The sequence below is a fragment of the Spirochaetota bacterium genome, from assembly GCA_034190085.1.
GTDB lineage: Bacteria > Spirochaetota > UBA4802 > UBA4802 > JAFGDQ01 > JAXHTS01.
The window spans coordinates 50,040-73,344 of record JAXHTS010000083.1; the positions used below are offsets into that span (position 1 = coordinate 50,040).

At 39.2% G+C, this 23,305-nt stretch carries 21 protein-coding genes; 3 read left to right on the forward strand and 18 right to left on the reverse strand.

The window, feature by feature from the left end:
* Positions 1-24: 24 nt before the first annotated feature.
* From priA to SVZ03_17295, 14 genes are all read right to left on the reverse strand, one after another.
* Complete coding sequence (priA, locus tag SVZ03_17230; protein MDY6935947.1) at positions 25-1,986, reverse strand: primosomal protein N'; 1,962 nt, start codon at positions 1,984-1,986, stop codon at positions 25-27.
* Positions 1,987-2,196: 210 nt separating this feature from the next.
* On the reverse strand, positions 2,197-2,886 hold the full coding sequence (locus SVZ03_17235; GenBank protein MDY6935948.1) for a uracil-DNA glycosylase family protein: 690 nt from the start codon (positions 2,884-2,886) through the stop codon (positions 2,197-2,199).
* Between the two features lie 6 nt (positions 2,887-2,892).
* Complete coding sequence (locus SVZ03_17240) at positions 2,893-4,248, reverse strand: sigma-54 dependent transcriptional regulator (protein ID MDY6935949.1); 1,356 nt, start codon at positions 4,246-4,248, stop codon at positions 2,893-2,895.
* Positions 4,226-6,010 carry an ATP-binding protein gene (locus SVZ03_17245; protein ID MDY6935950.1) on the reverse strand — a complete coding sequence of 595 codons (1,785 nt, stop codon included), beginning with the start codon at positions 6,008-6,010 and terminating at the stop codon, positions 4,226-4,228. Before SVZ03_17245 ends, SVZ03_17240 begins: the two co-directional genes overlap by 23 nt.
* A gap of 194 nt (positions 6,011-6,204) precedes the next feature.
* Positions 6,205-6,471 carry an HPr family phosphocarrier protein gene (locus SVZ03_17250; GenBank protein ID MDY6935951.1) on the reverse strand — a complete coding sequence of 89 codons (267 nt, stop codon included), beginning with the start codon at positions 6,469-6,471 and terminating at the stop codon, positions 6,205-6,207.
* Between the two features lie 10 nt (positions 6,472-6,481).
* The gene (gene hprK / locus SVZ03_17255; GenBank protein MDY6935952.1) at positions 6,482-7,423 is read right to left on the reverse strand and encodes an HPr(Ser) kinase/phosphatase; all 942 of its coding nucleotides are present in this window, start codon (positions 7,421-7,423) and stop codon (positions 6,482-6,484) included.
* A 134-nt stretch (positions 7,424-7,557) separates the two neighbouring features.
* Complete coding sequence (raiA, locus tag SVZ03_17260) at positions 7,558-7,881, reverse strand: ribosome-associated translation inhibitor RaiA (protein ID MDY6935953.1); 324 nt, start codon at positions 7,879-7,881, stop codon at positions 7,558-7,560.
* A complete protein-coding gene (rpoN, locus tag SVZ03_17265) occupies positions 7,878-9,332 on the reverse strand; it encodes an RNA polymerase factor sigma-54 (GenBank protein MDY6935954.1) in 1,455 nt (484 codons plus the stop codon). The genes raiA and rpoN overlap by 4 nt, the downstream gene beginning before the upstream one ends.
* Positions 9,333-9,346: 14 nt before the next feature.
* Entirely contained in the window at positions 9,347-10,093 is a 747-nt protein-coding gene (lptB, locus tag SVZ03_17270) for an LPS export ABC transporter ATP-binding protein (protein ID MDY6935955.1), read from the reverse strand.
* Positions 10,094-11,374, reverse strand: coding sequence for an LptA/OstA family protein (locus SVZ03_17275; GenBank protein ID MDY6935956.1), 1,281 nt, complete (start codon positions 11,372-11,374; stop codon positions 10,094-10,096).
* Positions 11,371-12,003, reverse strand: a complete 633-nt coding sequence (lptC, locus tag SVZ03_17280; GenBank protein MDY6935957.1) for an LPS export ABC transporter periplasmic protein LptC — start codon at positions 12,001-12,003, stop codon at positions 11,371-11,373. Before lptC ends, SVZ03_17275 begins: the two co-directional genes overlap by 4 nt.
* 62 nt (positions 12,004-12,065) lie before the next feature.
* The gene (gene kdsA / locus SVZ03_17285) at positions 12,066-12,872 is read right to left on the reverse strand and encodes a 3-deoxy-8-phosphooctulonate synthase (GenBank protein ID MDY6935958.1); all 807 of its coding nucleotides are present in this window, start codon (positions 12,870-12,872) and stop codon (positions 12,066-12,068) included.
* Between the two features lie 139 nt (positions 12,873-13,011).
* Positions 13,012-13,734: an Abi-alpha family protein gene (locus SVZ03_17290; protein MDY6935959.1), complete on the reverse strand. Its 723-nt coding sequence runs from the start codon at positions 13,732-13,734 to the stop codon at positions 13,012-13,014.
* 86 nt (positions 13,735-13,820) lie between these two features.
* A complete protein-coding gene (locus tag SVZ03_17295; protein MDY6935960.1) occupies positions 13,821-15,440 on the reverse strand; it encodes a CTP synthase in 1,620 nt (539 codons plus the stop codon).
* A 425-nt stretch (positions 15,441-15,865) separates the two neighbouring features.
* Here SVZ03_17295 and SVZ03_17300 point away from each other — a divergent pair, with 425 nt between their 5' ends.
* Positions 15,866-16,234 (forward strand): PilZ domain-containing protein, encoded by a 369-nt coding sequence (locus SVZ03_17300; GenBank protein ID MDY6935961.1) that lies wholly within the window; start codon positions 15,866-15,868, stop codon positions 16,232-16,234.
* Between the two features lie 7 nt (positions 16,235-16,241).
* Positions 16,242-17,135: a hypothetical protein gene (locus SVZ03_17305; protein ID MDY6935962.1), complete on the forward strand. Its 894-nt coding sequence runs from the start codon at positions 16,242-16,244 to the stop codon at positions 17,133-17,135.
* Positions 17,136-17,206: 71 nt separating this feature from the next.
* Here SVZ03_17305 and SVZ03_17310 read toward each other — a convergent pair whose 3' ends face one another.
* Genes SVZ03_17310 through SVZ03_17320 form a run of 3 tightly spaced genes read right to left on the reverse strand, consistent with a single transcriptional unit; the run spans position 17,207 to position 20,630 of the window.
* Positions 17,207-18,637, reverse strand: a complete 1,431-nt coding sequence (locus SVZ03_17310; GenBank protein MDY6935963.1) for a pitrilysin family protein — start codon at positions 18,635-18,637, stop codon at positions 17,207-17,209.
* Between the two features lie 54 nt (positions 18,638-18,691).
* A complete protein-coding gene (locus tag SVZ03_17315; protein MDY6935964.1) occupies positions 18,692-20,209 on the reverse strand; it encodes a pitrilysin family protein in 1,518 nt (505 codons plus the stop codon).
* Positions 20,210-20,252: 43 nt separating this feature from the next.
* The gene (locus tag SVZ03_17320) at positions 20,253-20,630 is read right to left on the reverse strand and encodes a hypothetical protein (protein ID MDY6935965.1); all 378 of its coding nucleotides are present in this window, start codon (positions 20,628-20,630) and stop codon (positions 20,253-20,255) included.
* A 538-nt stretch (positions 20,631-21,168) separates the two neighbouring features.
* On the opposite strand from SVZ03_17320, the gene SVZ03_17325 reads away from it, so the two are divergent.
* Entirely contained in the window at positions 21,169-22,926 is a 1,758-nt protein-coding gene (locus SVZ03_17325; GenBank protein MDY6935966.1) for a methylmalonyl-CoA mutase family protein, read from the forward strand.
* On the opposite strand, the gene SVZ03_17330 is transcribed toward SVZ03_17325, so the two are convergent.
* On the reverse strand, positions 22,923-23,305 hold a 383-nt coding region (locus SVZ03_17330; GenBank protein ID MDY6935967.1), incomplete at its 5' end, for a hypothetical protein. The genes SVZ03_17325 and SVZ03_17330 overlap by 4 nt on opposite strands.

The window sequence follows — 23,305 nt, forward strand, 5'->3', positions numbered from 1 at the left end:
AACACTCCTCTTTGAAAACCTAAATCATAACATATCATATGGATCAATGTCAATCTCCAGATAAACATCCCTACTAATAATACAATCCCTTGTCGATATTACAATTCTCTTTAATTCATTTATGTCTTTCGATTTTAAAATCAGGTGATATCTATAATTATTGGCAATCTTTGACAGTGGAGCCTGCGATGGGCCAAGAAGAATAACAGCCTTATTGCCCTCACTGATTTGTTGTTTAATAACATCCCTTAACCTGTTAATGGAGTCCATAACCCTATTTTCCTTCCTCCCTCTCACAAGAAGCCTTACAATCCTTGAAAAGGGGGGATAATCCAACATCCTTCTCAAAGATAACTCATGTTTATAAAAACTCATGTAATCATGATTCTTCAGGAAGCTGAATATATAATGAGTATCATCTAAAGTCTGAACAATCACGTTTCCAGGGGTTTGCCCCCTGCCACATCTCCCAGCTATCTGTATTAGAAGAGAAAAAATCCTCTCCGCAGCCCTAAAATCAGGCAGATTAAGTCCAATATCCGCCATTACAACCCCTACAAGCGATACATTCTGAAAGTCAAATCCCTTTGCGATCATTTGTGTTCCGAGAAGGATGTCAATCTCCCCCTTCTCCATCTGATCAATAAGTTTAAATCCAAAATTTTTTTTCCTCGAGGTATCTTGATCTAACCTGAATATCCTTGCATTGCTGAAAGTCTCCCTGATGGCATTCTCAACCCTCTGAGTGCCTGCGCCAAGCTTGATCATACTTCCTGAATCACATTCCAGACATTTCTCCGGCAACCTTCGTCTGTAACCACAATAGTGGCAGAGCATATAACCATTATTGTGATAATTCAGGCTTATGCTGCACTGTGGGCATTCAAGAATAGATCCACAGGATTCACACAAAACTATAGGTGAGAATCCCCTTTTATTAAGGAAATATAGAACTTGATTCCCTTCTTCAATTGCCCTCTTACTATACAGTTTCAATATTGAGGATAACATATCACCTTCCCTCGGTGGATCGATCCTGACTATCTCAATCTTAGGCAGTGTGGCTGCACCATACCTTCCATTAAGACTGTGCAGCCTAAAAATACCCCTCTCTGCTGAATAGAGCGATTCAATTGAGGGAGTGGCTGATCCCATCACAAGGAGAGAATTCTCATTCCTGCTCCTGTAAAATGCAATCCTCCTCACATTATAGCGTGGGGTACTATGTTCTTTGTATGAAGGATCATGTTCCTCATCTATTATAATAAGTCCGAGGTCAGGACACTGCAAAAATACAGCCGATCTTGTTCCAATGGCAATCTTTGCTTCTCCACTGTAAAACCTCTTCCAGTTATACAACCTCTGATTAGGAGTCTGATGACTATGGTATATTATTAAATCATTGCCAAACACATCATACAACCTCTTATAGACCTGAGATGATATGGATATCTCCGGCACAAGATATATTACTGATCGATTTTGTCCTCTAATATACTTAGCTATCTCAATAAAAACTTCAGTCTTTCCGCTACCAGTGATCCCATAAATCAGATGACAGAGTTTATTTTTACCCTGTGAATTGATAATATTATCGTATATCGTCCTCTGCTCATCTGTGAGAAGAATATCCTTCCCCTCTTGGTATTCCAAGGGATTCTTATATCTATTTGAGGGCCTCTCCCCTGAAGGCAAAGCCATAGAAATAACCTCACCTACAGTACATAAGTAATTTGAGGCAATATATTGCGAAAGATCAATTAATCTAACATCAAATATTGGTTCATCATCAATAACGCTGATAATATCTTTAAGCTTATGATATTCTGTTCCATTGGATCGGACATTCGCGACAAAGGCTGTAGTAATCCTATTATTAAAATTAACCTTTACCCGAACTCCTGAAGGTACATCCAATTCGTCTGGTAAATTATAGGTATAAACCCCATCTACCGGATACCCCACATAGACATCAGCAGATCTCATATTTTACATCGTTATATAATAAGAATTAATTAGCATAATTACAATTCATATAAAAGGCAATTTCTTTTGGGAAGGGTCATGAAAAAATCCTTTTAAAATTCAAGTGTTTTAATAATTGATAAAGGCTTCTGAAATATGCCCTTGGCAGGCAGTGAATAAATATAAAAAAATTGTAATTGTTTTTGCTCCTTAGGTGCTCAATTATAATGACTATACCTTTATCTCAGTGCATCTGTTGGTTATAGATGAGTCTCTTTGAAGTTTTGCTCGAACCTGTTTGAGTATCTCCCAAGAGTTCCTCTTCAATTCTGTATGCCTTAACAGAATCATTGGATGTTCGATACCCTTCCAAAATATTCTACTATTCTCTTTTATAATATCCATTAGAGGAACATATTCCCCCATTACAATTATAATTTGTGGATCAAAGTAAAGAATTTCCCTTTTCAATATCCTATCACAATTCCTAAACATAAGACTTGGTGTACAAAAGGAATCGCTGCTCTCACATTTAATTATTGATGTTATATAACAACTATTAATATCTACATCTATTGCCTTTAGCATCTTTCTTAGTAATTCCTTTGATTCTACTACCAATGATTTTCTCTCAATGCTACTTACCAATCTTGGTGGATTCTCAATGATCATAATCCCATTTTCTCCGCTTCCATAAGGCGGCATTCTATTTATGATATTATTACATTTAGTGCATTTAAGAATTATGTCTCTTAATGAGAGGTTCTCCAAGTCATCATTATTCTGAATTTCCAAACCGGTTTTATCCTCAATCCATTTTTTAATAAAGGATAACTCATCAGGGCATCTATGTAGTATTAATTTTCTTTCCTTATTTAAGCGCTTTATGTAGGTGGATAAGCTTCTATATTCTTCAAACATTGATTGTTAAAATTCATCCATATTTATTATAAATTGTTTTATCTTTCGATGCAGGTTTGTCCTTTCAATTCCAAGCTTTCTAGCAGTCAGGGTAATATTCTTATCATTCTTTTTTAACTCCCGTATAATAAACTCCTTTTCGAATTCTTCCCTCGCCTCCTTCAAAGATGATATCTCCCTCGAGAAGGTATCCTCATAATCATAGGAATCAACATATTTCTTAATATCCCCTTCAGCAATATTATCCTTTTGAATCATTATACATAAGCGTTCAATAACATTCTTCAACTCTCGGATATTGCCCGGCCATGAATGTTTTTGTAAAAATCTCACCCCTTTATCTGAAATCTCCTTTGTTCTAAGACCATGCTCACATGAAAATTTATCAATAAAATATTTTAGAAGCAGGGGTACATCCTCACCCCTCTCTGTAAGGGTGGGGACATGGATTGGGATTACATTAAGACGATAGTAAAGGTCTTCACGAAATCTTCCATTCTCAATAGCCTTCTTAATATCTATATTCGTGGCGGATATCACCCTTACATCAACGGTTATAGTTTCAGACCCCCCAACCCTTTCAAATTGCTGCTCCTGCAATACTCTCAAAACCTTTGCTTGAGCCCCTGCGCTCATATCACATATCTCATCCAGAAATAGCGTCCCGCCATCAGCCAAATCGAACTTCCCCAACCTCTTATTGATTGCTCCTGTAAATGAACCCTTCTCATGACCAAAGAGTTCACTCTCAATTAATTCATTAGGTATTGCAGCGCAATTCACTTTAATAAATGGCTTATCCGATCGCTTAGAATTTTTATATAGCGCCCTTGCCACAAGCTCCTTTCCTGTGCCGCTTTCACCAGTGATGAAAACCCTTGCATTGGTTTTAGCTGCAGTCTCAATTATACTCTTAACCTCTAATATTCCCCTGGACTCTCCGATCATCTCATCTTCCTGATGCGCCTCTTTTCTCAGCCTTATATTCTCCCTCCTAAGTCTAACCTGTTCAAGAGCATTATTAAGAGAGGTCAAAACCCTCTCCATGGATGGAGGTTTTTCAAGAAAATCGAAGGCCCCCATCTTTGTAGCCTTAACTGCAATGTCAATAGAGCCATGACCGGAAATCATAATTACTGCTGCGTTTGTATCCCCTTGTTTTATTCTCTGAAGTACATCAACACCATCAATATCCGGTAGCCATACATCCAAAAAGACTAGATCAACGCTATTTTTCCTAAGGAAATCAAGGGCATCATAACCGCTAGCACTAGAATACACAGTATGCCCTTCATCCTGAAGTATAGCGCTTAATGTCTTAATAATATTTATTTCATCATCAACTAATAATATCCTTGCCACTATTCACTTCCTCTTCTTTTAATACGGGCAAATCAATAATAAACTCAGTTCCTTCACCAAATATGGAATTGAAATATATCCTACCATAATGCTCTAAAACGATCTTCTCAACAATTGTTAAACCCAGCCCTGTTCCACTTTCCTTGGTTGAAAAGGTTGGCTCAAAAATATTTTTAAAATCCTCCTCCCTAATACCAATACCTTCATCTTTAATACTAATCCTTACAATTGAATCATTTCCATTATTCACTAATTCGGACTTAACATAAATATTTCCACTCTCCTTTACGGCGTCAACAGAATTCTGTAAAACATTAGTCAATGCCTGTCTTATCATAACCTTATCAAGATACATACCAGGAATTGAGTCATCGAAATCTGTTTTAAAGGTAATGCCTTCGTGAGCTCGAAAAAAATTGACGCTATTTTCCAATATTGGATTAAGGTTTTGAAACTCAGGATTCATCTCCGGAAGTCTAGCAAATCGGGAAAATTCATTCAATAACCTGGTTAGTACATTTACCTCTTCAGTTATTGTCTCAGTTCCCGTAATAATGATATTATCAATGTCCGGATGCTTATCCTTGAATCTTCTCTGCATTCTCTCAGCTGATAGCCTTATTGGCGTTAAAGGATTTTTTATCTCATGTACTAATCTTTTAGCCACTTCCTTCCAAGCCTGTAGTTTCTGAGTCTGATACATCACCTCTTTACTCTCATCAAGCTGCTTGACCATCTTATTAAATGAATCGAATAGTAGAGCGAGTTCATCATCAGAGTCTCTCTTTAAACGAATGCTAAAATCACCCGATGCAACACTGCCAGCAGCTCCGGCCAGTTCCAAGACCGGACGGGTGATATTCTTTGAGAGAATAAAGCTGATAATAATTGTTACAATTATTATTAATAATGATAGAATAAGAAGGAATATCCTGATCCTGGTTTGAAGATAGGTCTTAGAAAACTCCTTCCTATTATATTTATGTAAAGCATCCTCATATACAGAAACCCTGTTTAATATCTTCTCCGGTATCATCTTATACAGGGCAATAATATAATTTCCAGAATTCAATCCTCCCAATAATATAGATATTCCATCAATTGATATTTTATAAACATCATACTTTTGTTTAGGAATAATAGCGCTAAAAAACCTCTTTATGCCATTCTTATATGTATCATTATAGCCGCTTCTATCAACCTCATAAATATCATTATTGGAAACATCCTTCTTAATCACTCTATATACAATAGAATTATATCCCTTGACCCTAAAAATATTATCTATATCCCTCCGCCCTTTTGGGGAATTCACATTAAAATGACCTGTCATTATCGAATAATCCAGAAATATTAAATCACTATAAAGATTGTCATAGCGCTCATTTATGGAATCATCAAACATGTTAATTGCGTCTTCAAGGGCATTAATCGTCTTTTCAGTAATCAACTCAGATATCTGATTATCAATGATATAATTTGTGATAAATATTATTGGCAGCGACGTAAAGCATGCAAAGAAAACAAATGCAAGGGCAATCTTTAACCTGATACTTGAACCAATATATGATGAGGATGAATAGAGTTTCCTCCTGAAGGACATAACTATAAAGTAAATCGCAGCCAGAATCGGGGTAATCATCATCAAATAAAGAAAAAATGCTCGGCCAATCCTTTCCTCTGTATCAGTCCGTGGAAATAATCCCAAAATTAGCAGAGCTGAGAATAAAAATATCCCAATAAGAAAAACAATATCCTGCAATCTGGACTTACTAATTATCCTAATATTCATAATGTTTTGAGATGGAAGAAGTCTACAACCAATTTTAATGTCAATCGGTAGTATTATATCTTATATAATGAAGGTTTTGGCACAATAGATATTATCACTAGGCTATTATAGAGCCAGAGTTAACGAATATATTTCAGTAATTATTCGTATCCTCTTAATTCACTTTAATCATTATTAAAGTTATCTTCAATTAGAGCAACGAGTTTGGACACAACCTCAGCTTCCCCCTCTCCATTGGCTCTTACAATAAGTTTTGATCCCGATGTTATGGCTAATCCCAAAACTGATAGTATCGACTTACAATTAGCCTCAATCCCATCTTTAATCAGGAAAACCTCACAGGGGTACTTCATCGCTTCCTCTACAAGTAACATAGCTGGTCTAGCATGAACACCTGCATCACTCTTTACAATGGCTATTTTTTCAATCATTAAATCCCAACTATTTCATAGAAATCATATTTTTGATCTTTTCATCAAGTTCTTTTGCAGAAAAGGTACCCATTCTCTTTAATCGCTGATTTAAAGCCGCAGTCTCAATGATTATTGGTATATTTCTGCCTGGTCTTACGGGCACTATTATGTAGGGTAGTTCTATTTTCAAAATAGTGTACTTCTGTTCTTCTATCCCTAACCTATCATATTCCCTTGATGAGTCCCACTCCTCAAGTAAAATCACTAACTCTATCCTCTTCCTATTACGGATAGACCTGATCCCATATATCTCCTTAAGATTGATTATTCCCAATCCCCGGATTTCAATATGGTGAGTAATAACATCTGATGCGCTGCCAATGAGAAAGGATTCATCAGTCCTTTGGATCTCAACGAGATCATCTGCAACAAGACGGTGTCCCCTCTCAATCAATTCAAGCGCGCTCTCACTCTTGCCTACTCCGCTCTTTCCAAGCAATAGGACTCCGATCCCAAAGACATCAACTAAAGTGCCGTGAATGGTAGTGGATGGTGAAAAGGTATCCTCTAGTACATGTGTTAGCAGACTGACAAATCTTGTTGTAGGGTGTTCAGTTATAAATGTTGGCACCCTTTTTTTGTTAGCCCAATCCTCAAATAATTTATCAGGTTTCTCACAATGAGTATAAACACAGCATAGGATATCATAAGAGAAAAATTTTTCATATATCTCTCTCTTTCGGTCTACGGTAAATTGTCTCATAAAAGCTGTCTCCCCAAGGCCGAAGATCTGTATCCTCTCGTATGCAAAAAAATCAAAGAAACCAGCAAGACTGAGACCTGGTCTATTAATCTCACCAACAGTAATTTCTTTATGAAGGCCATCCTCTCCGGCAATCAGCTTTAGTTGCAGGTCGATTACCCCGCCTTCCTCCATAAGATCTTTTATATAAATTCTTTTCTTCTTCATGTTTGATGAATAACCAATTTTTAAGTGTATTGTGCGAATCCCAAATAGAAATCAAATAACATTATAGTAATTCCAATACCTTCATCTTCAGACAAAAACTCCCGATGGAACATCAATCATAGAGATACATTACCCTATTCCTCGATCTTCCACTCACCTGGTGGAATTGATTTATGCTCAAAATGCTTCTCTTTATACTTCACAATCTGTTTTTCAATTTTACGAACCAGTTGATCGACAGAGGAGTACATATCATTTGCCTTCTCAATAGAATGGAAACTAACTCCATTACCGCTTATTATTGCCTCAACAATATGATCAACCTTTTCAATATACATAATAACACGAGCATCCCTAAGTGTTGGTAAAAATTTTACAACCTTGTTTATCTTTCTTTCAACATACTCCCTCAGACTCGGGGTTATTTCCATATGCCTTCCAGTAATATCAATTCTCATTCCGACCTCTCTCTTTTTATCATATTAAATCTCTTACGCCTACTTGAAGGAGGAATATTCATTATTCCTCTATACTTTGCGATTGTTCTTCTTGCAATTTTTATTCCATGTTCCTTCAGCTTGATAAGAATCTCCTCATCTGTGACAGGATTAGATTCATCCTCATTATTTATTATATGACCTATAAGATTCATAACCTTATCAGATGATTGATCCTCCTCATTATAAGACCCTATCCTGGAAACAAAAAAGCGCTTCAGTTCAAAGACACCCCAACTGGTTTGAATATATTTTCCGCTTATTACTCTACTAATAGTAGATTTATGCAATCTAACATCATCAGCAATAATAGAAATTGTTAGCGGATTGAGGTGACCAATCCCCTTGGATAAAAATTCTCTCTGACGCTCCATAATTGCAGTTACAACCCTCATTATGGTATCCCTTCTGTTTGAGATATTCTGTATCAAACCCCTTGCTGATTGCATCTTATCCTTTAGATACTCCTTAGCACTCTTATCAATGCTTTTTTTCCGTAAAAGATTGCTATAATAGGAATTAATACGTATTAATGGAATCCAATCATCATTCATATTCACATGAATTTCATCATCAACATACTTGACCTCTACATCAGGGACAATATATTTAATCCTATTAGTTGAATATTGTGCACCTGGAAAGGGATTAAGTAATTGTATAAGTTTGCTCTTGATAATTACATCATTGATTGTGATATCTAATGCCTTAGAGATCTTCTCATAATCCAACATCTCGAGTTCGCGAAAGTAATCCCTTAAAATCCTATGCAGCATCTCATCATCAGGGTAAAGCAATTCAGCCTGTATTATTAAGCTTTCCTGAACGTTTCGGGTTCCACATCCAACCGGATCAAAATTGTGTATAACTGAAAGAGCATTCAAGACATCTTCATTGGTCCTTTTATTATCTCTAATTATGGCCTCAATATCAATAGATAAAAATCCATTATCATCTATTGATGTTATGATATTCTCCAGCAAGGCCAGTTCTATCCTATCCTTTGTAGTTAGTCTTGCCTGTGAGAGGAGGTGTTGTTGAAGTGTTACCTCCTGGGTTATGACATTTTCGATGAAACTCTGTTTTTTATTATCATCATTTGAATAATTTGAATATCCGCTATCACTATAATTCTCAAAATTCAACCTCTGTTCCTCCTGTCTCTGAAGCAGGCTCTCACCGCCACTCAACTCCTCTTCAACCCTCGATTTAATATCTCCATCCCTCTCCTTCATCAAAGAAGGCTCTGCAGCATTATCCTCTTCCAGGACAGGATTTTCAAGTAATTCCTTAGATATTCTCTCAGCCAGTTCAAGGGAAGTAAGCTGCAGCAATTCAATTGACTGAATCAGGGATTGATTCAGTGCCAACCGCTGAGTCTGTATTATTCCCATTTTCATTGAATTGGCCATTTTTTCTTCCAAATCTAAAGTGAAAACTTCTCACCTAAATATATTTCTCTAGCCTTTTGGCTACTCGTTAGCTCATCTGCCCTACCGCTGATCAAAATCTTTCCCTCGAACATTATGTATGACCTATCAGTGATACTCAAGGTTTCCCTTACATTATGATCCGTTATTAAAATTCCAATATCTCTTTCCTTTAATGAATAAATTATCTCCTGTATATCTGAAACAGCAATCGGATCTATCCCTGCAAAGGGCTCATCCAACAGCAAAAAGTCAGGACTTGTAATTAGTGTCCGCGCGATCTCTGTTCGTCTTCGCTCACCCCCTGAAAGTGTATAAGCCTTCTGATCCCGCACATGCTCAATAGACAAATCCCTGAGGAGCATCTCCCTCCTCCCCTCAATTTCACTCTTCTCCAAGTCCTGCATCTGAAGAATGATATCAAGGTTTTCAGCCACAGTCAATTTCCTAAAAACGGATGATTCTTGGGGCAAATATCCAATTCCATGCTGAGCCCTTATGTACATTGGCAGTTTTGTAATATCCCTATCGTTTAGATAGATATTTCCACCATCTGGTTTCACTAATCCAACCACCATATAGAATGTTGTGGTCTTCCCAGCCCCATTGGGACCTAATAGTCCAACAATTTCTCCCTTTGAAATCTGAAATGAGATATTGTTTACAACAATCCTTTGACGATACTTCTTGAGTAATGAATCTAGCCTAAGGATTTTCCCATTATCATTATCAATATTTTTCATTTACATTCCACGAGCTCTGGATATGTTCCCCTTCAAATCCCCGATAAGCCTTGTATCACGACTCTTTGTGTTATAAATAATTGTGTCAGCGAATACGACAGACTCCCCCTTCTCCACTCGAGAATTACCGGTTATATACATAGAGCGCTCTTCTCTCGTAAACCTGGCCATATCACCCCTGATTATCTCTGAATCATGATAAATACTAACATCCCCATTTACCAATAACTCATCCAGATCCTGAAAGAATTCCATATAATGTCCATATATCTTAGTGTTTCGCTTCTGAGCCTCATCATCCACTATCACCATATGGGCATTATCCCAAACCGAAGAATATCCATCCCTCTGATAGTACCTGAATCTGTTACCATAAACCAATACATTCTCAGCCCTATAATCGATTGCGACCCTCACCCCTTCAATCATGCTCCCGTCTTCACCAACTATCTCAATCTCATCCCCCCTAAAAATTGTATCCTCCTTCTCAATAACCCCATTCCCGATAATTTTTGTCAACTTCTCTCCATCCTCCAAATGCTCAATCCGGTCACCACTGGCAATTAGCTTCACCCTCCTCTTCTCACCATTCTCAGGATCTCTCTCCTCGGAAAATGTTATTACATGGGCATTTCTATTCAATATAAAGAGCTTCTTCTTGGTATGATAGATAATCTCATCAGCTCGGTATTGCTCCTCACCCCTCCGCATAATTGGCTTCTCTAAAAAAGTCAATACCCCTTGCGACCTCTCAAGAACAGCCCTTTGAGAATTAATATGGATATCACGATTTTTTAGATTAACACTGCCAAAGGCATGAGCTACATTTTCGTCAATATCATATTCCACTCTATTCGCCTTGAGGTGGACCTTTGAGTTATCATCCTCCCTTCTGGTAATAATGGATGGATTTCCGGTAATTTCTACTCTATCCTCAAACTTATAATATACAGCCCTCTTAGACCTAATTATGGAGCCCTTTCTCTTCTCTGTTATAAGAACCTTTCCAATAGCCTCGACAATCTCTCCTTCGCTCCCTCGAATAATTATCTTATTTGCCCTCAATACATTATCTTTATATTTTATTCTCGGGTTGCCCGTCAACTCTGTTATAAAAACCTTTTTCCCATCCTCCTCACCAACTAATTTGCTTTTAACATTATCACCAGTTGCTATTACCGAGTTGCTCCCCCTTCCCCAAATGGAGGAAATTTCAGGAAAAAGACCTAGCAGAGAAAGGATAACTAGGATACATCCCCAACTCCTAAATGCACGCTTCATTTCTTTCCCCCTTCTTTCCTCTTTTGACCTGCATTCTTGGTGATTGCAATTACTTTTCTCTTTATCTCATAGTTCTCGAGATCGTAATCAGCCCTAAGCCCTATGCCTTCAACCACATCTCCATTCTTTCTGAAAATTCTAACATGTTCCTCTGTATCAAGAAGCTTGCTCTGATTATTCCATCTAACCTTGGGGGTTAATAGTCTGTTGCCAGAGGAGGAGAGAATATCCACTTCTCCAATGAGTTCAATATCGTGAGAATCTGTATGAATGATAGCCCTCCTAGCATTCACAACAGCAGTCTTTACATTGTCCTCATAATAATCCATAACAACTTGTTCCGCGATTGATCGCTTTTCATTAAAATAATAGGAAGACTCTTCAGCATCTATCTCCCAGGCAATACTACCCTCCATATAGTTAAAGGTGGTAAAATTCTTAACCCTCATATCCGGTCGGAAACTCGCTGGGTCCAGAGGCATACTCCTCCTGCAATGATGATTTATTATAATAATAAACACCAAAATATAAAAACGAAAATTCCTTGATTCCCATAGACCGGATAAGAATTTCATAATCATCATAAACCAAGGCACTACACCTTTTGGGGAAGTGTTCATAACTTTCATCTTAGTTAATAAACTCCATACTAAATTAAACAGCCGTCTCAAATCTCACAAACCTTTTTAGATCAGCCCTTTACTATATCATCAATATCAATTAGAACCCTAAGCAGATTCTCCAGTTTATCAAGATAATATTGGTTCGATGCATCGCAGAGGGCATCATCCGGAGAGGTATGAACCTCCATAAAAAGGCCATCGATCCCTGCTGCCACGGCGCTTCGTGCCAATATTGGCACATACTCCCGCTCCCCGCCAGAAACTCTGCCGCCTCCAGGTAATTGAGTAGAATGCGTAGCATCAAAGATCACAGGCGATCCAAGGGATCGGACAATCTCAAAGGACCGCATGTCCACCACAAGATTGTTATAACCAAAAGTGTATCCCCTTTCAGTCACAGCATAACTATTGCAGCCCGAATGCCTTAATTTATCTATTATATTTGAGACATCGCCAGGAGCGATAAACTGACCCTTCTTCACATTCACAGGTCTTCCGCTCTTGCCAGCCTTAAGGATTAAATCCGTCTGTCTGCATAGAAAAGCCGGTATCTGCAATAGATCAATTACACCGCTTACTGATGATATCTCCTCCACAGTATGGACATCAGCAGTTATCTGTATTCCAAGTCGCTCCTTCACCTCCTCAAGGACCCTAAGGCCCTCTTCCAATCCAGGTCCTCGATAGGAGTCAATTGAACTCCTATTCGCCTTATCAAAGGAGGACTTAAATATGAAAAACAGGCCTAATCTCTCTGCTATACCCTTTAACTCCTCAGCCAACCTCAAGGTCCTATCCATTGTCTCTATCACACATGGACCAGCTATAAAAAAGAAACGCTGTTTACCAGTAATGTCATAACCACAAATATCCATTAAATTCCTCTTCCGCTGCTGAGATCTTCAGAATATACCGCTTAAGCTAACCTGCACGCCACCGAAGTAAATCCCACGAAGTGGCCAAAGGAACCTCTTCGTGTCAGGTTGAGCGCATGGTTATGCGATTTTTTGTTATTTATTGGCTAACAGCAGATAAAAATGTGTTCCCTGCATTAGTTCTATAAAAAAGTGTAACTTTATCTTCTTTTCTATATTGCCCCTCTTGGGTGCCTAAAATGTCAGCAAATTTAAACTCAAGAAGTAGAACACAGGAGTAATCCCACTTATTTAGTATCTCTTCTCCTGAATTTCTTACCCAGTATTTAAAAGAGTCATCTGAATTGGTGATGTAGCGACCACCATTTTCTCCTATTTTTTCTATCGGTAACAGCGACAGGAGCAACTTAGCCTCTGATGGACTAAAGTGTGGTAATATTTCTACAAAATGAGGATGAAAGTTAATATTTGTCAATTGGTCGGCCAATAGGTTTGTCCACATTTCATGTAAGGTAGGATCCGTTTCTTTCGATGCCTCCTCGATTGATTTTATAAAACTTTTTTCATGTATAGGTTTGATAATTTTAGTACCACTTGTTTTGCATTTGGATTCAGCCTTACCAATAGCGCTTTGGATTGAGTTAGTGGCAAGCGCCTTCTCTACTTCAACCATGTTGTCAAACTTTTGGCGAATATAACGTCCAAACCCACTCGTAGTCTCTGTAATTGGAGCTGTCAGTTTCTTGAAGATTTCAATGACTGACGAAGCACTGTGGATGTATACTTCTGGAGGTATTGCTTTCGCTACTTTGCCAACCCCAGCAAGATCCAAACCATCACTATTTTTATCATCAGTACTCATTTTTTATTTACGCATAATATTATATTATATAGACAAGAATAATAACCATAGGTAATATATAAGCCTTAACAATTATTCATAGAATTCTACTCTTTGTGTAGTTCTATAGAAACCCTGATAAAATCACGAAACAAAGGGTGTGGTTTTGTGGGTTTTGATTTAAATTCAGGATGGAATTGGGTTCCCAAAAACCAGGGATGCTCTCTTAACTCAACGGTCTCTATCAGCCCATTCTTTGGATTGATTCCGCTGCATATCATTCCATTCTTCTCAAAAATATGCTTATATCTTAGGGTGAACTCAAACCTGTGCCTGTGTCTCTCCATACTCGAATCAGCATTATATATCTTTCTGATTCTCGTGCCTTCCAAAAAAATGCATCTATATGCCCCCAAACGCATGGTGCCCCCCAACTTATCCACAAGCTCTTGCTCCTCTAATAGGGATATTACTGGATTTTCAGTAGCGGGATTGATCTCAGTTGAGTTTGCATTCCTTAATCCGCATTCATTCCGCGCAAATTCACTGACCGCGCAGTGCATACCAAGACAGATGCCAAACATGGGTATTTCATTAGTTCTAGCATAGTGTATTGCGACGATCTTACCCTCTATCCCCCTATCCCCAAATCCTCCGGGCACAAGGATGCCATCAACACCCTCAAAAAGGGATTGGATACTGCCCTTATCCTCATTCTCAATATCCTCCGAATCAATTCTCACAATCGAAAGCTCCGCCTTGTTCGCCACTGCCCCATGCAGCAGGGCTTCATATATTGATCGATAGGCATCCTGTAGTGAGATATACTTCCCCACCACAGCAATTGTAACCCTTCTGCTAGGCAACCTCAATGAATTGATAAAACAATTCCATTCCGGTATATCTATCTTAGAGCTATCTATATTGAAGTGATCAAGCACCATTGTATCATATTCATTCTCGTGAAGCATATCAGGAATCTCATATATTGAACCCTTTATATCCAAGGCAGAGATAACATTCTTCTCAGACACATTACAGAAGAGGGCGATCTTGTTCTTCATATCCTCTGACATAGGGGTGCTTGTCCTGCAAAGGAGAATATCCGGTATAATTCCCAATTGCATCAGTTCTTTGACTGAATGCTGGGTCGGCTTTGTCTTCTGCTCTCCTGCTACGGTTATGGTTGGGATAAGGGTTAAATGTACATTCAGGACACGCTTATGACCCAACTCCTGTCTTATTTGCCTAATTGCCTCAAGAAATGGTATTGATTCAATATCGCCGACTGTTCCCCCTATCTCAATAAGGAGAAAATCCAACTCCTCATCAGCGGCTACATCGAATATTCTCTTCTTTATCTCATTGGTAATATGTGGTATTACCTGCACAGTCCTTCCTAGATAATCACCCCTTCTCTCCCTCTCTATTACAGTATAGTAAATCTGTCCTGTAGAGATAGAATTTTTACTTGATAACTTGGCATTTGTAAACCGTTCATAGTACCCAAGATCCAAATCCGTCTCAGCCCCATCCTCTGTGACATAAACCTCTCCATGCTGATAGGGGCTCATGGTTCCAGGGTCAATATTGATGTATGGATCAATCTTTATTATAGATATCTTAAACCCATGCCCCTCCAGCAGGAGCCCAAGCGAAGCGGTGGAAATCCCTTTACCGAGTGAAGAGCATACACCACCTGTAATAAATATATATTTTGTCTCCATATGTTTCATTTCCAGATACTATCCCTCTATGTTACTAAGCTTGAAAATAATTATCTTCACTTTACCAAATATTCAGCAGCTATAAATAATTATTCCCCATGATTACCCTTTATCTACCCTCTCATATCTTTAGTCAATGATGATTTTACTTTACTCCGAAGAAACTATTTATTCAAACCTAACACAATTCCCTACAATTAGGAAAGGGTTTAATGTTACCTATAAGATTAATATTCAATTGATCAAAACATTCTTGACCAGAGATAGAGGCCCATGTTATGATTTCTCTAGGTATAATTTTCTATAAAAATAAAATTTTCAGGTCATTTAAACTGCTGGGTTAAAGTGAGGTGAGAAATTAACCTATTTAATATAGTAAATATTATACCAATGAAAACCCTTTGAGAGAATTTCATATATCTACTATGACAGAAAAAAGAAAACACCCAAGATTCAACTGTAAAATACCAGTAAAATTTAAATATTATGAGGGCGATCCTGAAGAGATTGATAATAAGATATCAATCCCCCTAAAAGGCAAGGGGCATATATTGGATATCAGCAGGGGGGGAGTCTTTATTGTCACTAATTCAAATATATACATTAACATGCCGATTCGATTAAAGTTTAAAAAAAATAAAAAGAAATTCGCTATTGATGGAATCATTGTGAGAACAGGTATCATTCAAAACAATCCTTCAGAGATCGCACAGAGCCTATCCGATTATAGTGGAAAGGGAGATAAATATTTAGCAGTTAGGTTTAATACTGAGATAGAAGATATAGCAGAATAATTAATTCATGAAAACCCGGTTCATTCACATAAACGACATTTCTGAGATTAATACCTCAAAAATAACTGTTTATGACTTCCAGAACAGATATATCGATCCAAAGGGAAACATGTATGGATTAAGATATGATAAAAAGACTAAAAAGATTGATGTAATAAAATTGATCAGAACCCCAATAAAAGCCGCGGCCTATTTTCATCAAATGCTAAAGAGTCATAAGAGGGATAGCGCATTAAAACAGGAATATGAGGAATTATTTGAAGGTCTCGAATATGATGAGGAAGAGGTCAATGTGGAGGGAGAGGGGTTTGATAATGATTCAGCAGAGGTTGTTGACCTGACATTTAATCCCGATCGAACAATAATTAACACCATTGAGTATTTGCATAACCACAAAGAGAGGATCCATGGTATTCTGATGAATATTAAAAACTCAAATGTAATTACTGAATCAGACAGAATAAACTATAACCAATTGGAAGACTTTTATCGAAACATTGACATTGATGGTCTTCAGAGAATTGACAAAATATTGGAAAACCATAAAGAGCTAACCAATTATCCAAGATCCATCTCCTACTACCTCTCAAAGCTGGATAATAAAAGAAAGAAAATCTTTTATATGTTAGATTCAGATATGAGAAGGATGAAACTAATATACTATTCCGAAATGTTTCATTCTGTTAGGGGTCTCTACAGAAATCTATATAATATATTTAAGGATTTGAAATACTTTCTTGAAAGCCAAAATATAGAGGAGATTAGAGACATCACCTATAATGAAAAGCAGAAATTTTATGATGCGCGACTATCAGTTGATAACACTATTTCAGAAATTACCAAAATATTAGCTGAAAATAAAAAACTCGAAGAATTCATCTCAGAACCGGATAACCTTTAAACCGAAAAGCCCCCCATTCTTCTATTACAACAAGCATCTATCACCCGCTCTTGATAATATATCTTGAACAATCATGGCTCCAGTATGATAACCTTCCCATATTCTTCTAATTTATCCTTCAAACTTCTATTGCCCACAACCACCTTAATCAGACCATCCGCCAACAATCCTTTACAATCCTCCCTTATGTCATCTTTAGTAACTCGATAAATATTATTCTGATATTCTCTAAGGAATTTCTTTTCAAATCCATAATAGCTTAAAAAGATATACTTACCTAATACATTGCTGATTGTATTAAACTCAAAGATATAACTATTCATAATCGCTTCCTTTGCCCACTTCAACTCCTCATCTAAAACCGGTTCATCCATCATTAAACCGATATTTTCCATTAGTAGTGAAAGCGCTAGGTCTACTGTATCATTCTTCGTCTGGGCATAGGCCAAAAAGACCCCTGTATCCCTCCTGAACCTGATAATTGACTGAACAGCATAGGATAATCCCCTCTTCACCCTAATCTCCTTCATCAATCTGGAGTTGAAGGATCCACCCCCAAGGATATAATTCATTATTTCAAGGGCATAGACTCCGCTATATCTATAGGATGGGGCATTTGTGCCGATAACTATTGTGGCCTGAGGGATATCCTTATGGATCAGATAAATCCTTTTCGATTTCTCTATCATTGAATCAGCAATGGATCTATTATCAATGCTATAAAATCTCTCCTTGCCCTTTTCCAACCGGCTGAAGGAGTTCTTTAGATATTCTTTAATTGTGCTGAAATTCAATGAACTCGAAACACCAATAATAATATTACTCGCCTTGAAATGGCTATTCCATAACTCAATAATATCTTCCCGGGTAATTGATCCTAGGGTCTCCTCGGTCTCCACAGCGCCATAGCCATTCCCATTGAATATAATCTCCTTTGCCTTATCAAAGGCAAGAATCTCAGGACTATCCTTCTTCCGCCTAACATCCTCCAGGATAAACGATTTTGCCTGATCTATAAACGTATCATCAAAAATTGGATGCTGAATCAATTCTGAGGTTATCTCAAATGCTAAATCGCTGTATCTCTCCAGAACCCTAAGTGAAATAGTAGTCTCTTCCCAAGAGCTAAGGATCGATAATTCCCCTCCAATTGACTCTATGGTTTGATGGAGAGAAATCCCGGGATACTTTTTGGATCCTCCAAGGGAGAGGGTTTTAGCAATAAGCTCAGCGATACCTGCATTCCCCTTGTTCTCATAGAGTTTCCCCAAACCAGCGGACACCACAATATTTAATTTGGGTAATTCATCCTGGACGTAGAAGATTCTAATGCCATTGTCTAGGACAGTGGAGATCACCTCTGGCAATTGGATATTGGCTATTGGGGAATTATCCCTATATTCTGCAAAAGCCCTCTGCACAGATTTGATATCTCCATAAAAACCCCAAATAAGGATAATGGGAAAAGCCGCTATTATCCTAAGAAATATTCCCTTTTTCATCACACCTCTTACATAAGATACTTAAAAATCATAGATTCCACTATCATGCTAACCTTAATGACTCTCCCGATTCAATGCGCTATTTCGAAGGATGCCTACAGTCCTATTCTCCTTGGTGAAGAATTTGTCAATGGTCTTCCTGATCTCTTCCAGGCTGATGGTCTTCACGGTCTTCAGATATTCCAGTAAATAACCCCAGTCTCCTAGTACCGTTTGATAATAACTCAAAGATCTCGCGATTCCACTATTAGAATCAAGATCAAAGACCATAGAAGACTCAATGCGATTGAGCACCCTCTCTATTTCGTCCCTGTTTATATCATCCCTCAATCTCTCTATCTCTTTATATATAGCCACTTCCAGCTCATCAGGGGTATGGGGATGTTTTGGAACCGCAGAGATGATAAAGAGATTATTATACCTCACGCCAGGTGTGCCGTTCCAGGATTCCACAGAGGCGGCTATTCCCTTCTCAAGAACGAGTGATCTATAGAATCTTGAGGTCTTTCCATCCGATAAAATTCCGGAAATAATATCAGCAACATAGTCATCCCTTGATGGAGAAGTGGGTTTATGCCATCCAATTAGGAGATAGGGATTGGACTCAAAATAGATTTCAAGCCGCCTCTCCCCCCGCTGTAATGGCTCATCTAAATGGACCCCTTGGGGTTCATCCCTCTTCTCAATTCTACCAAAGTACTTCTCCAATAATTTTAATGTCCTATCTGTATCCTGCAATCCCACTACAGTGATTGTCATCCTTGAGGGGATATAATAAGCATCATAAAAGCCTCTCACACTCTTAATGGAAAGATGCTCAATATTCGATTTCCATCCAATTGTGGGATGCCTGTAGGGATGGGCTAAAAAGGCTACTGCGATAAATTTCTCAAAGAGGTTTGAGTTCCCCCTTGATTCATATCGCATCAATCTCTCCTCCATTACCGCATCCCTCTCAATATAATACTCTCTCAGCACAGGATTTCTCAGCCTTTCTGACTCCAATCTTGCCCAAAGCTCCAACTTCACGGCCGGCAATTCAATATAATAGGCAGTCCTGTCCCTGGAGGTCGATGCATTAAATCCGACCCCTCCGTTAGCGGTATATACCCTATCATAGGGTGAAGAGACAACATATCTGCTATGTTCCCTCTGCAAATCCTTCAATTGCTTTTCCAAATCCCCTATCCTCTCATCCCCAGAACTCTCAATCCTCAGTCTATCCAACCTCTCGCCTATTATCTCTATCTTTTTTAATATCTCATTCTCCTTCTTGAAGTCATTTGTCCCAATCCTATCAGTGCCCTTGAATAACATATGCTCAAGCATATGAGCCGTCCCGATGCTCCTGTAACCCTCATCCACAGAGCCGACCCTGAATGATATAATCATAGAGAGCGTAGGGGCATAACCACGATTAAGCATAATAACGCTTATCCCATTGCTTAAATTCGTAAATACTACATTATCTTCAAGATATCTTGCGGCTTCTCCCACATTGCCAAAGCCTGCGGTATGAAACAAAAACTGAGCGAAGAGAATAATTACTATTCTATTCAATATTTTAATCATTTATTTTACCTGAATCCATTTGATGAGTAAACCTGAAGTCCCTTTACCCTTTTCCATTATCCCTTCTTAATATCTCCTCTGCAAGAATCTTCAGTTTTGGAGACACCTTAATTGGGGGTGGCTCGCGTTTGGTGTGCATAGCATCGTCCTTCAATCTATCCTCGCCTAACCATTTGCCCAAGGCAAAGATCATCCTCTGAAATATCTCATTTACCTTATCATCCATATTTGCCAACTTATAGTACTTGAAAGCGATCAAGGGCATTTTCTTATCATAAAAGTAGAGATCACCAATCCTTCCAAGGCCATCCCTATAGCCTGTCTTAACAAATATCTTTATGGCCTTGTCAATCTCGCCCTTATTAAAATACTCGTTCCCCTTTCTTATTAGAGCGGCTCTCTCTTTTTTATCCATTGTCATTATTGATCACACCTTCTTTATAGGAGTGGTAAAAGCTCCCAAAATAATAGAAATATAATCAACTCTACAATAAGGATATTATAACCTTGTCCATGCGGCAACGGCATAGATGCAGATGATCACTCAGGCAACCAATGTATAGAAGAATGTGATTCATGACATCTTTGAACCCTATAACCCTACCCTTATTCCTCTTAAAGGTACACATGCCGCATAACCAAGCGATACAGTAGGAGATTTAAAACAATATCAATAAGACCTTCATTGGCATCCCCACCCAATTGATGTACTAAATGGAGTATTTGATATAATTAGATTTTGCATGAGAAGTCAAGTAGATTTCCTCTAAATGATGATGTGACAAATCATTCAGCAATACCTTTACCAGTTGTTCTATAAAGACCGAACTCGATATTATAGCTGCATACAAAAAGCAAATTCTTAGTAATAACAGAATATCATTTTTTGAATTGACTTAACACAATTTATAAGTTGATTTAACTTAATCTTATCATAAATAAAAAAAAGGAGGTTGGGTATGTATTCAGAGGATGAATTTAAGCATCTGAAAGAAAAGAAAAAGGAGTGGGAGGAGACAACCCTCAAGAAGGGACTTGATCGATATGGACTTAAGGAGAGCCCCCAAAAGTTTTACTCTCCATTAGAGGCTAAAGATTATGATTTTATGGAAAAGGTAGGTTTCCCAGGAGAATACCCCTTTACATCAGGGATTTATCCCACCAGCAGGGCCGCCATGATGACTTCAATGATGGGGAAAGGGAATGAAGGCTCCGGAGGCGGGGATCGAAGGGCTGGTGCTTATTCAGGGTATGGCTCACCAGAAGATACACGCGATTTCCATAAGGCAATGCAGGAGCGAGGCTGGACAGGAGGGCCAAATTATGCCTTTGATCTGCCTACACAGTGCGGTTATGACTCAGATGATCCTGCTGTGGAAGGCGAGGTGGGCAAGGTTGGCGTAGCGGTGGATTCGCTCAGGGATTTTGAGATCCTCTATGAGGCCTTTAAAGGCGATAGGGACCTGGACAAGATTGCCTCAAACTTCACGATCAATGCTCCGGCTAATATCATCCTTGCGATGTATTTTGTGCTGGCAGAGAAGCGAGGCATATCCTTAGATAAGCTGGTAGCCACACCCCAGAATGATATCCTGAAGGAGATTCTGGCTCGGGGCACCTATATCTTTCCTATTAAGCCATCGATGCGGATGGTGAGGGACAGCATCGTATTCTGTACCGAAAAGGCTTCCAGAATAAACTACATAACCATTGCCGGATATCATATCAGGGAGGCAGGGGCCACAGGGCCTCAAGCTGTGGGCTTTACCATGGCCAATGCTATCGCCTATCTTCAATTGGGGATAGATGCCGGACTGGATATAGACAAGTTCTACCCCCGTTCAACCTTTCTGGGTTTTGGCGGAAGCATGGAGGTATTGAAAGAGATCGCACTGCAGAGAGCCTCCAGACGCATATGGGCAAATATCATGAGGGAGCGGCTAAAGGCGAAGAATCCAAGATGCTGGATACTAAGGCCCAGCGGCGGCATAATGATAGGCAACTCCAGCACAACAGTACAGCGTCCCCTGAACAACCTCACGCGCACAGTTATAGGCGCCGTATGCTCAGCACTGGATGGCGGAATACCCATGGCTTTCCCGCCCTATGATGAGCCGCTCGGGCTTGGGTGGAGCCTTGAGGCGCAGCAATTATCCGAGGATGCCTTTAAGATCATGGTTCATGAAGCTAAATTATGCGAGGTTCTGGATCCCTTCGCTGGCTCCTACTACATGGAGTCCCTTACGGATCAGATGGAGGAGGAGATATGGGATGTCATCAATAAGATCGATTCTATGGGCGGCGCGGTGAAGGCTATTGAGGATGGCTATATGCAGAGGGAGATCGCCAGAAGCGCCTATGAACAGCAGAGGCAGTTGGAAACCGGCGAAAGGATTATCGTAGGGATCAATGCCTATACAGGAGAGAATGAATTAGAGGTTCTTCCAAATACCGTTGTGCCACATCCCTATGATCCCAAACGGAGGGAGGAGGCTGAGATGAAGCAGAAAGCCAAATTAGGCGATATCAAGCGGGAGAGGGATAATGAAGCAGTGGAAGCCAGCCTGAAGAGGCTCAAGGATGCCGCTCATGATGAGAAAGTCAATCTCATACCCGTGCTTATGGAGTCTGTCAGGCTCTACGCGACAGAGGGAGAGATGTGTAATGTATTAAGGGATGTGTTTGGGGAGTATCAGGAGGGATATGGCGTATCTTAAATATCCACAGATGAACATCGTACCTGTAAAAAGTCATTTTTCATAATAATAACGAGGCTCGCCCCAAGTGGGGCGAACTTTGCCCCAAGTAGGGCAAGCTTTGCCCCAAGTAGGGCGAGCTTTGCCCCAAGTGGGGCGGGCTTTGCCCCAAGTAGGGCAAGCTTTGCCCCAAGTAGGGCGGGCTTTGCCCCAAGTAGGGCGAGTTTTGCCCCAAGTGGGGCAAGCTTTGCCCCAAGTAGGGCGAGCTTTGCCCCAAGTGGGGCGGGCTTTGCCCCAAGTAGGGCGAGCTTTGCCCCAAGTAGGGCGAGCTTTGCCCCAAGTAGGGCGAGCTTTGCCCCAAGTAGGGCGAGCTTTGCCCCAAGTAGGGCGAGCTTTGCCC

Excerpts from the sequence above, each read along its gene's own strand:
- priA (MDY6935947.1), bottom strand. The coding sequence starts at position 1,986 with ATGAGATCTGCTGATGTCTATGTGGGGTATCCGGTAGATGGGGTTTAT.
- SVZ03_17235 (MDY6935948.1), bottom strand. The coding sequence starts at position 2,886 with ATGTTTGAAGAATATAGAAGCTTATCCACCTACATAAAGCGCTTAAAT.
- SVZ03_17250 (MDY6935951.1), bottom strand. The coding sequence starts at position 6,471 with ATGATTGAAAAAATAGCCATTGTAAAGAGTGATGCAGGTGTTCATGCT.
- hprK (MDY6935952.1), bottom strand. The coding sequence starts at position 7,423 with ATGAAGAAGAAAAGAATTTATATAAAAGATCTTATGGAGGAAGGCGGG.
- raiA (MDY6935953.1), bottom strand. The coding sequence starts at position 7,881 with ATGAGAATTGATATTACTGGAAGGCATATGGAAATAACCCCGAGTCTG.
- rpoN (MDY6935954.1), bottom strand. The coding sequence starts at position 9,332 with ATGGCCAATTCAATGAAAATGGGAATAATACAGACTCAGCGGTTGGCA.
- lptB (MDY6935955.1), bottom strand. The coding sequence starts at position 10,093 with ATGAAAAATATTGATAATGATAATGGGAAAATCCTTAGGCTAGATTCA.
- SVZ03_17275 (MDY6935956.1), bottom strand. The coding sequence starts at position 11,374 with ATGAAGCGTGCATTTAGGAGTTGGGGATGTATCCTAGTTATCCTTTCT.
- lptC (MDY6935957.1), bottom strand. The coding sequence starts at position 12,003 with ATGAAAGTTATGAACACTTCCCCAAAAGGTGTAGTGCCTTGGTTTATG.
- kdsA (MDY6935958.1), bottom strand. The coding sequence starts at position 12,872 with ATGGATATTTGTGGTTATGACATTACTGGTAAACAGCGTTTCTTTTTT.
- SVZ03_17290 (MDY6935959.1), bottom strand. The coding sequence starts at position 13,734 with ATGAGTACTGATGATAAAAATAGTGATGGTTTGGATCTTGCTGGGGTT.
- SVZ03_17295 (MDY6935960.1), bottom strand. The coding sequence starts at position 15,440 with ATGGAGACAAAATATATATTTATTACAGGTGGTGTATGCTCTTCACTC.
- SVZ03_17300 (MDY6935961.1), top strand. The coding sequence starts at position 15,866 with ATGACAGAAAAAAGAAAACACCCAAGATTCAACTGTAAAATACCAGTA.
- SVZ03_17305 (MDY6935962.1), top strand. The coding sequence starts at position 16,242 with ATGAAAACCCGGTTCATTCACATAAACGACATTTCTGAGATTAATACC.
- SVZ03_17310 (MDY6935963.1), bottom strand. The coding sequence starts at position 18,637 with ATGAAAAAGGGAATATTTCTTAGGATAATAGCGGCTTTTCCCATTATC.
- SVZ03_17315 (MDY6935964.1), bottom strand. The coding sequence starts at position 20,209 with ATGATTAAAATATTGAATAGAATAGTAATTATTCTCTTCGCTCAGTTT.
- SVZ03_17320 (MDY6935965.1), bottom strand. The coding sequence starts at position 20,630 with ATGACAATGGATAAAAAAGAGAGAGCCGCTCTAATAAGAAAGGGGAAC.
- SVZ03_17325 (MDY6935966.1), top strand. The coding sequence starts at position 21,169 with ATGTATTCAGAGGATGAATTTAAGCATCTGAAAGAAAAGAAAAAGGAG.